Origin of the sequence: Microbacterium luticocti DSM 19459, assembly GCF_000422405.1 — a bacterium.
In the GTDB taxonomy this organism is placed as follows: Bacteria; Actinomycetota; Actinomycetes; order Actinomycetales; family Microbacteriaceae; genus Microbacterium; species Microbacterium luticocti.
This window is the reverse complement of record NZ_AULS01000003.1, coordinates 165,236-179,717: the sequence shown is the minus strand read 5'-3', so window position 1 is coordinate 179,717 and position 14,482 is coordinate 165,236. Positions and strand designations below refer to the sequence as shown.

At 70.4% G+C, this 14,482-nt stretch carries 12 protein-coding genes; all 12 read right to left on the bottom strand.

Features of this window, described 5'->3' with window-relative positions:
- Position 1: 1 nt before the first annotated feature.
- The 12 genes from H577_RS17805 to H577_RS15295 all read right to left on the bottom strand — a co-directional run bounded on the left by H577_RS17805 (position 2) and on the right by H577_RS15295 (position 14,462).
- The gene (locus tag H577_RS17805; protein WP_029145167.1) at positions 2-952 is read right to left on the bottom strand and encodes a hypothetical protein; all 951 of its coding nucleotides are present in this window, start codon (positions 950-952) and stop codon (positions 2-4) included.
- Entirely contained in the window at positions 949-2,088 is a 1,140-nt protein-coding gene (gene pilM, locus H577_RS0105860) for a type IV pilus assembly protein PilM (RefSeq protein WP_029145166.1), read from the bottom strand. The genes H577_RS17805 and pilM overlap by 4 nt, the downstream gene beginning before the upstream one ends.
- Before the next feature lie 16 nt (positions 2,089-2,104).
- Entirely contained in the window at positions 2,105-2,914 is an 810-nt protein-coding gene (locus tag H577_RS0105855) for a prepilin peptidase (protein ID WP_029145165.1), read from the bottom strand.
- Positions 2,911-4,725 carry a hypothetical protein gene (locus tag H577_RS0105850; RefSeq protein ID WP_036283961.1) on the bottom strand — a complete coding sequence of 605 codons (1,815 nt, stop codon included), beginning with the start codon at positions 4,723-4,725 and terminating at the stop codon, positions 2,911-2,913. Before H577_RS0105850 ends, H577_RS0105855 begins: the two co-directional genes overlap by 4 nt.
- Positions 4,725-5,420, bottom strand: coding sequence for a PulJ/GspJ family protein (locus H577_RS15315; protein WP_036283959.1), 696 nt, complete (start codon positions 5,418-5,420; stop codon positions 4,725-4,727). Before H577_RS15315 ends, H577_RS0105850 begins: the two co-directional genes overlap by 1 nt.
- Positions 5,417-6,745 (bottom strand): carboxypeptidase regulatory-like domain-containing protein, encoded by a 1,329-nt coding sequence (locus tag H577_RS0105840; RefSeq protein ID WP_036283958.1) that lies wholly within the window; start codon positions 6,743-6,745, stop codon positions 5,417-5,419. Before H577_RS0105840 ends, H577_RS15315 begins: the two co-directional genes overlap by 4 nt.
- Positions 6,746-6,850: 105 nt before the next feature.
- Positions 6,851-7,294 (bottom strand): prepilin-type N-terminal cleavage/methylation domain-containing protein, encoded by a 444-nt coding sequence (locus H577_RS18205; protein ID WP_051191796.1) that lies wholly within the window; start codon positions 7,292-7,294, stop codon positions 6,851-6,853.
- A gap of 139 nt (positions 7,295-7,433) precedes the next feature.
- The gene (locus H577_RS0105830; RefSeq protein ID WP_029145161.1) at positions 7,434-8,678 is read right to left on the bottom strand and encodes a type II secretion system F family protein; all 1,245 of its coding nucleotides are present in this window, start codon (positions 8,676-8,678) and stop codon (positions 7,434-7,436) included.
- A gap of 2 nt (positions 8,679-8,680) precedes the next feature.
- A complete protein-coding gene (locus H577_RS15305) occupies positions 8,681-10,117 on the bottom strand; it encodes a type IV pilus twitching motility protein PilT (RefSeq protein WP_245570341.1) in 1,437 nt (478 codons plus the stop codon).
- 54 nt (positions 10,118-10,171) lie between these two features.
- Positions 10,172-12,262, bottom strand: a complete 2,091-nt coding sequence (locus H577_RS15300) for a GspE/PulE family protein (RefSeq protein ID WP_051191795.1) — start codon at positions 12,260-12,262, stop codon at positions 10,172-10,174.
- Between the two features lie 353 nt (positions 12,263-12,615).
- Positions 12,616-13,797 (bottom strand): sensor histidine kinase, encoded by a 1,182-nt coding sequence (locus tag H577_RS0105810; protein WP_029145159.1) that lies wholly within the window; start codon positions 13,795-13,797, stop codon positions 12,616-12,618.
- A complete protein-coding gene (locus tag H577_RS15295; protein WP_036284028.1) occupies positions 13,794-14,462 on the bottom strand; it encodes a response regulator in 669 nt (222 codons plus the stop codon). The genes H577_RS0105810 and H577_RS15295 overlap by 4 nt, the downstream gene beginning before the upstream one ends.
- Between the last annotated feature and the right edge of the window lie 20 nt (positions 14,463-14,482).

Sequence of the window (14,482 nt, the reverse complement as noted above, 5' to 3'; positions counted from 1 at the left end):
GTCAGTTCCCCGTCGAATCGGTGCCGGTCGTGTCGGCGCCCGTGCCTGTGTCGTCAGCGGCGGTGCCGTCGCCGTCGGTGCCCTTACCTGCGGCGTCGTCACCGGCGGCCGTCGCGCCGGTGGCGGCATCCTGCAACTGCCGGTGCAGGTCGGCGAGCGTGTCGGCGTCGAGCGCGCCGGTGCGGGCGGTGCCGCCGAGGGCGTCGGCATCCAGTTGCACGATGCCGGTGATCACGTACCCGTCCTGATCCGACGCCGATACACCGTCGACGGTGGCGCTGACGTGCCCGGTGAGCTTCTGTAGCGCGTTCAGCAGCGGCGTCGGCGAGTCGAACGAGTCGGCGGTGGCGGTGAACGAGATCTCGATCACCCCGGGGGCATCCAGCCCTGTCGACTCGGCGGTTGCGCCGCCGGGCGCGACGCCCTTGACCGTGATCTGTTCGCTGGTCAGCGTGATCGTGTCGGGCAGCACGTCGTCGAGCTGGGTCATCAGCCGCGCCCAGTCCGCCTCGGCGAACAGGGCCGCCGTCTCGGCGCTCTCGTAGTCTTTCAGTTGCGACTTGACCGTCGAGACCTCGGCGTAGGTGCCCTGCTCGAGCTTGAGCATCTGGCTGCGCTGCTGTTCGGCACCAAGGCCCGCCTCGGCGGCACCGGCCAGGAACGAGACGGCGAGCCCGACCGCCGCCGAGACGAGCACGAGCCCGACGAGCCCGAGCATGAGCAGTCGGATGGTCCCTCGCTGCCGGCGCCGCACCTCGACGATCGGCGGCAGCAGGTCGACCCGTGCGAGAAAGGATGCCGGTGCCGCAGGCGCCGTGCCCACCTGCCCAGTGCCGGCCTGCCCCGTGCCGGCGTGCGCCGTGCCGGCGTGCGCCGTGCCGGCCGGCGCCGTGCCGGCCTGCCCCGTGTCGCGGCGGCGTCGAGGCGGAGTCTCGGTCAGTTCCGCGGTCACCTCGTGCCACCCTTCTGCGCCTTCTGCGCCCGTGACGCCCGCGGCGGCTTCGCCGGCTTCGCCGAAGCCGGCTTCGCCGACGCCGCCTTGGCCGAAGGCGTCTTCGCTCCGACGGTCACGCCCAGCGGGGCGGCGAGTTCCAGGGCCCAACGGTCGAGGTCGGCACCGCGCACCGAGCGTGAGAGAGCGAACGCCGACATCGTGTCGCCGTACTCGACCGGCACGCCCAGGGCGCGGTTGAGCACGGCGGCCAGCCCGTTGAGCCGACTGCCGCCGCCGGTGAGCACGGCGCTCGAGACGGGCAGTTCCGGGTGCGCGTGCGTCCAGAAGTTGAGCGTGTTGCGGATGCTGTCGATCAGGCCGGCCACGTTCTCGCGCAGCACCGTTTCGGCCTCGACGTCGCGGGTCGAGACCGCGCCGCCGCGCAGGCCGCGTGCCTTCTTGTCGGCCTCGGCCTCGGCGAAGCTGATGCCCAGGGCGCGTTCGATGCTGCGGGTGGCATCGTCGCCCCCGCTGGCGACGATGCGCGCGAACTGCGGCGCCTGTCCGGCCGAGATGACGACCGTGGTGGTGGCCGCGCCCACGTTGATGATGGCCTGCGCGCCCCGCTGCGGGGCCGGCAGCAGGCGTCGCAGCGCGAATCCCGAGAAGTCGATGGCGTCCACGTACCGGCCGGCGCGTTCCATCGCGGTGACCGTGGATTCGAGACTGCTGCGCACCGTGGCCACCAGAAGGCCCTCTTCGTGCGGTTCGCCTTTGACGGTGACATCCCGCAACGGCAGGAAGTCGAGGATCGCGTCGTCGAGGTCGATGGGCACCTGACCTTCGACGGCGAACCGCAGCGCGCTGCGGCGGCGGGGCCCGGTGGGTGTGGGCAGCGTCACTTCGCGCACCACGATCTTGCGGTTGCTGATGCCGAACACGACCTTCTTGGTGGTGAAGCCGCCGGCCTTCCACAGGCGTTTGAGGGCGTCGGCGCCGCGACGCTGGTCGAGGATCTCGCCGTCGAAGACCGTGCCGTCGGGCACGTCGACGGCGGCGAAGCGGCTGATCTTCGGGCGCGCGGTGTACGGCGCGTCCACCTGCACCCCGCGCAGTCCGCCTCGGCTGAGATCGAGCGCGACTACTGCTGCCATGTGTCCTCCGTATGTGTCATGCGAGCCCGGTCGCAGTGAGGTAGAGCCGTGCCAGCGCCGGCCCGGCGAACACGCCGATCCATGCGCCGGCGAGCATGAACGGGCCGAACGGGATGCGGGTGCGCCGGCCCGCGCCCCGCACCGCCATCAGCGCCACACCGAACACGCCGCCGACGACGAACGCACTGAATCCGCCGACGACCAGCTGTGGCCAGCCCAGCCAACCCAGCAGCATTCCGAGCGAGCCGGCGAGTTTCACATCGCCGAGCCCCATGCCGCCGGGATAGCCGAGGTGCAGCAGCAGATAGAGGCCGCCGAGCGCCGCCAGACCCGCGGCGGCCGACGCCAGCCGGGTGAACTCGCCACTCAGAGCGGATGCCACCACCACGAGCGCCGCCGTGACGATGTACGCCGGCAGGGTGATCACATCGGGAAGCTTCTGGTGGTCGAGGTCGATGAGCGCGAGGGCGATGCCGATCGCCGCCCAGTACAGCAGGACCGGCACGGCCGCGAGCGGGTAGGCGCCGGCCAGCCCTGCCCACACGACCACCGCGAACCAGACGGCGGTGCCCGCTTCGACTGCCGGGTAGCGCGCCGAGATCGGGGCCGCACACCCGCGGCAGCGTCCGCGCAGCACGAGGTACGAGAGCACCGGCACGTTGTCGTAGGGGGCGATCGCCCGCTCGCACTGCGGACAGGCGCTGGCCGGTCGCACGATGCTCATGCCGCGCGGCACCCGCCACACCACGACGTTGAGGAACGAGCCGATGAGCGCACCGAACACCCCGGCGGCCACCACCGGGAAGAAGATCGGGATGCCGGTCATCGCGCCGACCCGTCGGCGGCCCACACGGCGGCGGTCTCGACCCACGAGGTGACCCCGTAGGTGGTGGTCACCGGGTTCAGGAACTTGGGCGGCGCCTTGTACTTGAACCGGTCGTCGTAGACGTAGTTCTTGGCGTAACCCGTGGACAGGGTGACGCCGTCGCCGGTGCCGACGGGGCCGCGGTACTTCTGGGCGATCGCCCCCAGGATGGTCAGCGTTCCGCGGGTGGTGTCTTTGTCGTAGTTCTGCACCTGGAAGGTGTGCGCGACCGAGAGGATGGCGGCGTCGATCGTGCGGTTCTTGCCGGTGTCGAGCAGGTGGTAGGTGACGTTGCCTCTGCGGTCGGTGACCGCCCTGACCGGGTTGTACACCCAGACCGCGTTGTTGCCGACGAGCCCGAGCATGTCGTCCTGCGCATCGTCGTACACCAGGTCGCCGACGACGAAGACATAGTTCTCGGCGGCGAGGGTCGCCGAGCCGTTGAACGTGCCTTTCACGAACACGTCGCCCGAGCGGCAGCCGTAGGTGGTGGCGGTGGGTGCCGTTTCGGTCGTGGCCGCATCCGAGGTCTTTCGCGGATAGCCGGTGGCGTTCTTTCCGGTGCCGAACGTCCACCCCCGCGTACCGGCCGACCCGCTCGCGGTGCAGGTGAAGTCGCGCGGGTTGTCGGTCGGTGCCCAGTAGTTGACGTCGGCGGCGGTGGCCGGCACGTTCTGCACGTACATGACGTTGTTGTCGGGCACCGTGATCGTGGCGCCGGCGGGGGACTGCAGCGCGGCGATGGCACCACACTCGGTCGGAGTCGACCCGCTGGTGGCGTTCGCGTTGCCGATGCGGGTGTATCGGGTGAACGGTGAGATGACGTTGACGGTGCCGTTCGCGTAGAACGTGAACTGTGTCGGCCCGGTGTAGAGGCATCCCGGCCGGGGGACGTCGTCGTTCACGAGGTCGGTGCGGGTCTCTTTCTTCAGCTGCGAGTTGGTGGCTGGCATCCCGATGATCCCGCCGGACGGCGCGGGGTAGCCGGTGAGTCTGAACTTCGCGGCGTCGCAGGCGGCGTTGTTGGCGTCCCGGTTCAGATAGAACGGCGCGCTGGGCTTGGCGGTGGTGACGGCCCCGGTGAAAGTCGCCCCACAGGCGCGGATGGTGTCGTTCGAGTGCACCGGCCCGTTGTTGGTGTCGCTGCCACCGAACGCGATCTCGTTACAGGTGCTGCCGGCCGTGCGGCCTTCCCAGCTGTACTTCAACGTGCCGCTGGCGTTGTAACAGCTCGCGCCCGTCGAGGCGGCGATGCTCGGGTCTTGCACCTCGTAGTCGGTGAAGTAGAGGAAGTCGATGAACCCCTGCTGCTTGAGGTCGGCGATGACGGTGCGCGTGGCGGTGCCGACCTTTCCGGTGGAGCGGATGCGGATGCGGCCGGTGGTGGCGTACGTCGAGTTGTCGACCTCGTAGCGGAACTGCGCCGCGCCGCCGCTGCCGGCGACGGTGGCCCAGCTGCCACCGGGGCCGACGCCGAACGCCGGGTTGGCCGTCGGCGGCGCGGTCACCGTGCCGGAGCTGAACGGCGAGGCCGGGTTGCCGTATCGGTAGTAGCCGGTGTCTTCGGCCAGTCGGCTCTGGTACTCATCGACGCCGGCGTATGCGGCGGCGAGGGCCGCGTTCCAGTCGGCATCGGAGTGGGCCTGGCGCATGCCGTTGATCGAGAGCCCGACCAGCAGCGTCATCAGCATGGCCAGCACGGCGGCCACGGCGAGGACGATCAGCAGTGCGGCGCCTTCTTCGCCGTCGGCGGCCCGACGTGCCGGTGACATCAGTGCACCTCCACGCGGGCGACGCCGAGGTTCGGCAGGCCCACCATGTTGCGGATCTCGACGGGGTCGACGCGGCCGCTGCCGTCGCCTTGCACCTGCATGGTGATCTGCACGCTGGCGATGTTGCGGATCTGCGAGACCGAGAGGCTGCCGCCGCGCGGTGGCACCAACTCGGTACCGTCCGCGTCGTAGTACCGGAACAGCGGTGCGGCCGGGTCGGGCGGCAGCAGCGAACGGGCGATCAGGCGCGCGTAGGTCGAGGTGGTCTGGAACTTCCAGTACGTCGTGTGGTCGTGGTAGGCGCTCCACCGCGTCTCGGTGAGCTCGTTCTGGCCGTTGCGGGCGAACCGCACCCGCACCGGCGGCGGATCGTCGGAGGTGCCGGCGTCGATGAACGCATTGAGCGTGAGCTGTTCGGCGCCGGCCGAGACGAACACGGGGTCGTTCTCGGCGCTGCCCCACACCGGGATCTCGGTGCCGGCGCGGACGATGCGGGTCACCTCGTTCATCGAGGTCGAGGCGAGGCGGCTGTTGTCGACGGCGCCGCGCTCGTCGCTGAACGCGCGTGCGGTGGAGACGAACATCGACACCACCAGGGTCAGCAGCAGCGCGAACACGCCCATGGCGACGACGAGTTCGATCAGCGTCATCCCGTCGTCGTCGCCGTGCAGCCGTCGGCGCAGCGCCCGGATCATCCGGCCGTCCTCGGGTCGAGCACGATGCCCTGTGCGGTGATCGCGCCGTCGGTGAGCAGCGTGAGGCCGCTGTCGATCGCCGTGGTCTGCGCGTTCCTGCTTCCGCGGTAGAGCTTCCAGGTGCCGTAGGGCAGCGCGATCGTGGTGGTCGCCCTCGAGCTGAGCACGCTGCCGAACGTGTACGTCATGCCGCGCTTGCATCCGGGGTCGCCGTCGCCGCCGCCGACATACTCGGCCTTCAGGTAGGTGTTGGTGCCCGATACCGCCGGGATCCGGATGACGCCCATCCCAACGTCGACCGAGGCGGCGCCGCCGGGGGTGCCGGCGACCGGGGCGGGGCGTGTGGCGACCGTGTCGGACTCGGCCGCCCATTGGCCGGGGTCGGGGGCGAGGCAGGCCGAACCCGGGTCGGACGACTCGACGTAGGCGCCGGCGACCACGCTGTAGCCGGATGAGAAGGGGAACAGCGTGAACGTCTTCGTCAGGCCGGTGCCGCTGGTGGTGATCGGGAAGGTGCCGTAGGTGGACAGGAAGGTCGTGGTCAGGTCGGTGGGGACCAGCGTCGTCGCGGGGGCGTCGGGCGCGTAGGTCGCGGTGAACGTGGTGGCCTTATCGAACGCGAAGCTGACGCGCGACGAGTTGCCGGCGGTGACCGACACGGTGGCGCTGGGAGTGTCGACCAGCGCGCCGTTGGCATAGCCGACATAGCCGGGCTTCGAGACGGTGACGGTGTAGGTGTCGGCCGGGGGCACCTTGAGCAGGTACGCGCAGCCGTCGCTGTCGGTGGTGGCCGCGGGCACGTTCGCCGGGGCGAGGCTGACGGTGGCACCGGCCACAGCGGTGCCGGCGGCGTTGACGACACCCACCAGCACGGTGCCGAGGGTGGGGTTGTTGATCTTGGTCTTCGGGGCCATCACGGTGTCGCTGCGCACCGGCTGCGCGCCGCCTCGCATGTTGTCCCAGGTGACCTCGACCGAGACCTGCTTGTACGAGAGCGCCCCGGTGGCGGTGCCCGCCTCGCAGCTGGCGGCGGTGCCGCCGTCGGTGATCCACGAGGTCGTGACCGCCACGTGGAAGGTGTCGCCGTTGAGGGTGATCGGGGCGAGGGTGTGGTTGGTGATGTCGAAGACGCTGGCGGCCGAGCGGGCCAGGTCGATCTGCTGGGCGGCGAGATTGGCGGCCACCACCCGCGCTCGGGTATCGCGGGTGGTGACCAGGGCCGCGGTGACCGTGTAGAGGAAGCCGGTCATCACAATGGCGAACACGAGCATGGCGACGATCACCTCGACGAGCGTGAACCCGTCGTCGTTCGTGTGCGCGGTCATGACCACCGACCTCCCTCCTGTCTCGGTCTGCGGATCTGACGTGTTGTGCCTGCGCGGCGCCCGCGCAGGCACAACACGGTCGGGGTGAACTGACAGGCTCAGGCCCTACTTGTCATCCCACTTCTTGGAGCCGTCGCTGCTGATGTACGTGTACTTGTGGGCTTCGCCGTAGCTCTTGTTCGTGCCCACGACCGTGTAGGTGTTACCCGTGATGTCAACGGTGATGACGTTCCCGTCGCTCGCGGTGAACGCTTCGTTGCCGACCTTCCCCTGAACCGGCGTGGCGCCGGTGGCGTCGGCGACACCGTCCTCCAGCCCGTCGTAGGAGCCGTTGTTCGCCTGGGCGGCCTGCTCGACGGCGAGCACGGCGTTGTTGACGTCCGACTCCACGGAGGCCTTCCACGCACCGGTGCGCATGTTGAGGAAGACGGGGATGGCGATGGCGGCGAGGATGCCGATGATGATGACGACGACCAGGAGCTCGATCAGGGTGAAGCCCTGCTCGCCGTCCTTCCTCTTGGCCAGTGCCTGCGAAACAGCTTTGATCATTTCTTTTCCTTTGCCTGGGGTGCAAACGGTCGGGACGGGAGCCTCGACGGAGCCGACGCTAGCAGTCGGCCGAAATCGTGAGAAGACTCTCATATAACAAAAATGAAACGATTCTCATGAACCACTTCCGGCGCACCCGTCACATGGACTGGATGGTCTGGAAGACCATGAACATCGGCATGTAGAGCGCCACGATCATGAAGCCGAGCAGGCTTCCCATGAACACGATCATGAGCGGCTCGAGCATCGCGGTCAGCTGCGAGCTCATCTGCTCGACCTCGTCGTCGTAGAAGTCGGCGGTCTTCTCGAGCATGCTGTCGATCGCTCCGGACTCCTCGCCGATGCCCACCATCTGGATGAGCATCTCGGGAAAGATGCCCACGTCAGACAGCGATTCGGCGATCGGTCTGCCCTGCCGCACGCTCTCTTGCACGCGCTGCAGCGACGAGGTGATGACCTGGTTGCCGCTGGTCGCGCCGACGATCGACAGCGACTGCAGGATGGGCACGCCTGAGGCGAGCATCGTGGCGAAGTTGCGGGTGAACCGGGTCAGCGCGATCTTGGTGTTGAGCCTGCCGAACACCGGGATCTTGAGCTTGAGCGGGTCGACCACCCGACGCACCGCCGCGGTGTTCTTGTTGCGCCCCCACCAGATCGCGAACCCGACGCCGAGCACCAGGATCACCGGCCCGGCGATCGGCATCGCGTGGGACAGATCGACGAGCAACTGGGTCACCGCGGGCAGTCTGCCGCCGAGGTCTTTGAACATCTTGTCAAACACCGGCACGATGAAGATCAGCATCGCCGCCACCGCCACAAGCGCGATCACGAGCACGACCACCGGGTAGGTCAGCGCCGATTTCACCTTGCTGCGCAGCTTGGTCTCGGCCTCGAAGTTGTCGGCCACCATCACCAGTGACCGGTCGAGGAACCCGCCGGTCTCACCCGCTCGCACCAGGTGCACCATGATCGGCGGCACGATCCGGGGGAACTGTTCGAGCGCCGCCGACAGTGCCGTGCCGCCTTCGACCTGGGCCGCGACCTCTTCGAGCGTGCGTCTGAGCTTGGCGTTGTCGGTCTGTGCCTGCGCGATCGCCAACGCCCGCAGGATCGAGACCCCGGCGCCCACCATCGTCGCCAGCTGGCGGGTGAGGATCGCCAGGTCTTTCAGCGACGGCCCGCGCTCGAGCCCGGGGATCGTGATCTCTTGCTGCAGGCCGGTGCCGGCCCCCTTCTGCGCCAGCTTGTCGGGTTGGATGCCGCGGGCCCGCAGCAGCTGGATCGCCTGCCCCTCGCCGGTGGCCTCCAGCACGCCCTTGACGCGCTTTCCGGTCGGGTCGCTGCCGCGGTACGCCCACTGGCCCGTCTTGGTCGCCGTGGCCATGCTCACAGCCCTCCCACGGTGCCACCGGCGACCTGTCGCATGCCCTCGGGCACGACGGCGTCGGCCGCCTGACCCGACAGACCGCGGTTGCGCACCAGCTGGTCGAACTCGGTGACATCCTGCGCCAACTCGACGGCCTGCGCGTACTCGATCTCACCCGCCAGCACCAGCCGGGCCAGGTCTTGGTCGAGGGTGTGCATGCCGACCGCCTGCCCGCCCTGCAGGGCGGTGCGCAGCTGGTGCGTCTTGCCCGCGCGGATGAGCGCCTGGATCGCCGGGGTCGAGAACATCACCTCGGTCGCCACGGCGCGGCCGGTGCCGCCCGCGCGCCGGATGAGCGTCTGCACCACCACCGCCTTCAGCGTCGCGGCCAGCTGGGTGCGCACCTGCGCCTGCTGGTGGGCCGGATACACGTCGATCACCCGGTCGATGGTCTGCCCGGCATCCTGCGTGTGCAGGGTCGCGAACACCAGGTGCCCGGTCTCGGCGGCCGTCAGCGCGGTCGAGATGGTCTCGAGGTCGCGCATCTCGCCGACCAGGATGATGTCGGGGTCCTGCCGCAGCGCATGCTTGAGCGCGTGCGCGAAGCCGTGCGTGTCGGCGCCGACCTCGCGTTGGTTGATGATGCCGCGCTTGTGATGGTGCAAGAACTCGATCGGGTCCTCGACGGTGATGATGTGCGCAGCGCGCGACGCGTTGGCCTTGTCGATGATCGCCGCCAGCGTGGTCGACTTGCCCGACCCGGTGGGACCGCACACCAGCACCAGCCCGCGCGGCAGGTGCGCGAGGTCGACGAGCTCGGGGGGCAGCCCCAGCTGCGCGACCGACTTGATCTGGGTGGGGATCAGGCGCAGCGCCGCGCCCAGGCCGCGCTGGTCTTGGAAGATGTTGACGCGGAACCGGGCGAGATCGCCGACCGCGTACGCGAGGTCGAGCTCGAGCTCCTGCTCGAACACACGCAGCTGGTCGGCCGGGACGAACCCTTCGATGACCCGGCGCACGCGGTCGCGGCTCCAGATCGTCGTGCCGGCCACCGACTGCAGCTGCCCGTCGATGCGCACCACCGGCGTCGACTCGGCCACCAGGTGCAGATCGGATGCCCCCAACTCGAGCACGGCGCGGATCGCGGTGACGAACTCGGGGTCGACCTCGGGATTTCGGGCACGAAGCAGCGCGGGCACCTCGCCCGAGCGCGCCTGCGGCGAGGGAGGGGCGGCCGGGTCGCGGCGGGTGCGGCGCTGCCCGGTGGCAGGATCGAAGCCCCCGGGCGAGGGTGCCGCCGGCGCCGCGGTCGTGGCGGGCGCCGGGGCCGACGGCAGGGTCACCCCGGGCAGCCCGTCGAGCAGCGAGCGCAGCTCGGCGTCGCCGTCGTGCCCGCGCAGCAGCTCGTCGAAGCGGGAACCGCCGCGCCCGGGCGGGTATCCTTCCTCAGCCGTCACCGTGTTCGCCTTTCGTTGTGCGCCCCGCCGCGACGGGGTGATCGCCGTCGACCCTCAGACCGTGACCCGCAGGATCTCGTCGACGGATGTCTCCCCCAGAAGCACCTTCGCCCAGCCGTCCCCGCGCAGCCGGGTCATGCCGCTCGCCTCGGCGTGCGCGGCGATCTCAGCGGTGGGCGCGTTGGCCACGGCCAGCCGCTCGATCTCGTCGTCGATGGCCATCACCTCGTGCAGCGCGATGCGGCCCCGGTAGCCGGTGCCCGAGCACTGCGGGCATCCGGCGGGCCGGTACACCGTGGGAGGCTCTGCCGCGGCGTCGGGCGTCACCCCGAGGATGCGCAGCTCGGTCTCGGTGGCCGTCGACTCGGTGCGGCACCGGTGGCACAGCCGGCGGGCCAGCCGCTGCGCGACCACCGAGTCCAGCGCCGAGCCCACCAGGAACGGTTCGACGCCCATCTCGATGAGCCGGGTGACCGCGCTCGGCGCGTCGTTGGTGTGCAGCGTCGAGAGCACGAGATGGCCGGTCAGGGATGACTCGATGGCGATCTTCGCGGTCTCTTGGTCTCGGATCTCGCCGAGCAGGATGACGTCGGGGTCCGAGCGCAGGATGGAGCGCAGCGCCGCGGCGAAGGTCAGGCCCGCCTTCGGGTTCACCTGCACCTGGTTGATCCCCGCCATCCGGTATTCGACCGGGTCTTCGACGGTGATCACGTTCACCGACGGGGTCGAGATGGCCGCGAGCGTCGTGTACAGGGTGGTGGACTTGCCCGACCCGGTCGGGCCGGTGACCAGGATCATGCCGTACGGCTTCGAGAAGCTCGCGCGGAAGATCTGCATGTTGCGCTCGAGCATCGCCAGGTCGTCGAGCTTGAGGCTGGCGACCGGTGCGTCGAGCACGCGGGCGACGATCTTCTCACCCCACACCGTCGGCAGCGATGCCACACGCAGGTCGACGGTGCGGCCGGCGTGCACGATCGACAGCCGGCCGTCCTGGGGTTTGCGGCGCTCGCCGATGTCGAGCTCGGCCATGACCTTCAGCCGGCTGATCACACCGGGGATCATCGAGCGCGGCACGCTCTGCACCGTGGTGAGCACGCCGTCGATGCGGTAGCGCACCCGGAGGTCGTCGCGGCCGGGCTCGATGTGGATGTCGGAGGCGCGGTCCTGGATCGCCTGGCTGATGATGAGGTTGACGAACCGGATGATGGGGGCTTCGTCGTCGGCGGTGGCCCCGACATCCTGCGCCCACAGGTCGCCGTCGGCGTCGGGTCCGCCCTCGAACGCCGAGGTGAGCTCCTGCAGCTCGGAGTCGGCGCGCCGGTACCGGTCGATGGCGGCGAGGATCGCGTCGCGCTCGGCCACCACCGGCACGATCGCGGAGCCGGCCACGGCGGCGACGTCGTCGAGCACGATGACGTTCTCGGGGTCGGCCACCGCGACCATCAACCGTTCGCCCACCCGCGAGATCGCCAGCACCGCCTGCCGGCGGCACATCTGCTCGGGGATCAGATCGACGACGGCCTGGTCGACCGCGAACTCGGTGAGGTCGACATATGCCAGCCCCAGGCGCCCCGCCAGCGCGACGGCGGCATCGTGCGCGGTCACCGGCTGTGCGGGCGGCTCAGGCTCGGCCGGCTCGTCGTCGACCCCGACGGCCGCGTGGGGGTCGCCGTCGGCGTCGCCGGGGCGGGTCGCCTCGGCAATCAGGTCGTCTTTGACCCGGTCGGGGCTGCCGATGTACTGGTCCAGCCAGTCGAACGGGTCTTCCTCGTCGGGCTCGGGTTCTGCTGCGGCGGCGGGTTCGCCGGGCTCGACGCCGGCGGGCACAGGTTCTGCGGTCTCGGTGTCGTCGGTGTCGGCAGGGTGGGCGGGTTCAGCAGGCTGGAAGTCGGGCTCGGCGTCGGTGTCGGCGGCGTGGGCAGGTTCAGCAGGCCGGAAGACGTCCTCGTCGAGCAGGTTCGGGCGCTGTTGCAGTAGTGCCCGCCAGATCAGCCCGTCGGTGGCATCGTCGGCGGCGGTGGCATCGTCGCCGGCGGTGCGGTCGGCGCCGAACGCGCGCGCCGCGTCCTGCGCGGCGCCGAGGGCGGGTTCGAGCGTGCCCTCGACCTGCGCCTCGCGCCGCGAGCGACGACGAAACTGCTCCATGTGTCCCCTGTCACCCACCCGCCGGTCCACCGGATCTTCGGTGCGCGTCAGCTGCCCCGTTTCGGCGGGTGACGGCGACCGTTCTCCTCTGTCCCCCTAATCATGAGAGCATTCTCATGTTGTTGTCAACGAGAAAATCGTGACGGGTGTGACGCACGCCTCACGCGCGGGCGAACGCCACGGGGCGGTCGGGCATGACCGCGATAGGACGGTCGGGTGCGACCGTGACCGGACTGTCGCGCAGGACCGGGAACGGGCGGCCGGGCTCGCCCGTGACCGGACGGTCGGATGCGACCGTGACCGGGCCGTCGCGCGCGACCGCGACCAGTGACCGCCGCGCCACCCGCCGGGCCTCATTCGGCGGGGGTGAGGGATGTCGGCAGCTCGACGCGCAGGCAGGCGCCACCCATCGACGAACCGGTCAGAGCGGCCGTGCCGCCGCGCAGCGCGAGGCGCTCGGCGATCCGCGCCAGCCCGTTCCACGTCGCCGTCTCGGGCGCACCGGTGCCGTCGTCGTCGACGGTCAGCACGATGCGCGACGCCGCGGGGTCGAGCGCGATGCGGATGGCGAGGGCGGTCGCGGCCCCGTGGCGAAGGGCGTTGGTGATGCCCTCTTCGACGGCGCGCACCAGTGTGATGCGCCGTCCCACCGCGTCGGTGTCGGTGCCGTCGAGGGCGTGTCCGGCCTCGGGCGAGATGTCGGTGTCGACGGCGATGTCGGCGGGCAGCCGACGCACCAGCACCTGCACCGCGTGCGCGATGCCGACATCCACCCCCACCGGGTAGACGAGCTGGCTCAGCTCGCGCACGTCCCGCTCGCGGATCGACTCCAGATCGCGGCGGATGTCGTCCAGACGGGCCAGGTCTGCGGCATCCCACCCCGCCGCCTGGCCGCGACGGCGCAGCGCCGCCAGGGCGCTCTGCGTCACCACGAGGCGGCCCTGCAGCGTGCCGTGCAGGCCCTCGGCCACCTCGCGGCGCACCCGCATCTCTTCGGTCGCGAGTTCGGCGAGCGCGAGCGAGGCGCGGGTGCGGTGCTCGGCGGCCGCGCGCTCGTGCTCGCGCAGCCGCGCGCGGGCCCGCACCTGGGCCAGGGCGAGCAGCAGCGACACCGTGACGACGACGGCGACCGAGGTGATCTCGATGAGGCTCGTCTCCAGCGCGGGGCGCACATAGATGCCGAGCAGCAGCTGTGCCCCGTGGCGGAGCATCCCCGCCGCCACGCTCAGGGCGACGATGGCCGCCAACGCGACCGGCAGGCGCCGTTCGTTCAGCCGCACCGCGGCGCAGGCGACCAACACCGAGGCGACCGTGGCGACGTTCGTGAGCAGGCGCATCGGCAGCATCGAACTCTGTGCCAGCAGATGCGCGGCGTCGAGCCGTTCGGGGCGGAACACGAAGATGGCCTGCACGGTGGCGCCGATCGCGAAGGTGAGCAGCAGCGCCCCGGCGGCCAGCACGAGCACGCGCAGGTCGTCACGCCGGTCTCGGGCGGCGAGGGCCTCGGTGACCGGTGGTGGGGCGGGCGCGTTCATACGGCACCACTCGCGCCGTCGCGCACCAGGTGCAGCGCGGCGGCGACCCGGCTGTTCAGATCGCCGTCGTCGCGGACGCCGAGCGTGGTGTACACGCCGTTGAGCAGGTTGTCGACCGAATGCGCAGAGATGCCCATCTCGCGGGCGATCGCCGCGTTCGACAACCCCTGCGCGAGCAGTCGCAGCGCCGCCAGCTGGCGGGCGGTGAGCTCGGCCAGGGCGCTGCCCCGGCGGGGCGTGAGGCCGGCGACCAGGTCGGGGTCGAGCATGCTGCCGCCGTCTGCACTCAGGCGCAGCGCCCGCAGCAGCGTCTGCCGCGAGGTCGACGACACCTTCGACAGGTAGCTCCAGCCGCGTCGGTCGGACTCGGGCAGGGCCAGCAGCAGGTCCATCATGTCGTGCGCCGACAGCAGCACCACGCCGAGCTCGGGCCGCGCGGTGCGCAGCGATCGCCCCAGCGCGAAACCGTTGCCATCGGGCAGTTCGATGTCCAGCAGCAGCACGTCGACAGGACGCGTGGCCGCCAGCATGCGCGCCTCGGCGACGCTGCCGGTCGCCGCCACGAGCGCGAATCCGTCCTCGCGACGGATGAGGTCCCCCAGCAGCGAGCGGTACAGCGCCTGGTCCTCGACGAGGATCACGCGGACGATGCGCTCGGTCTCCATGTTCGCGCACAGTTTATCCG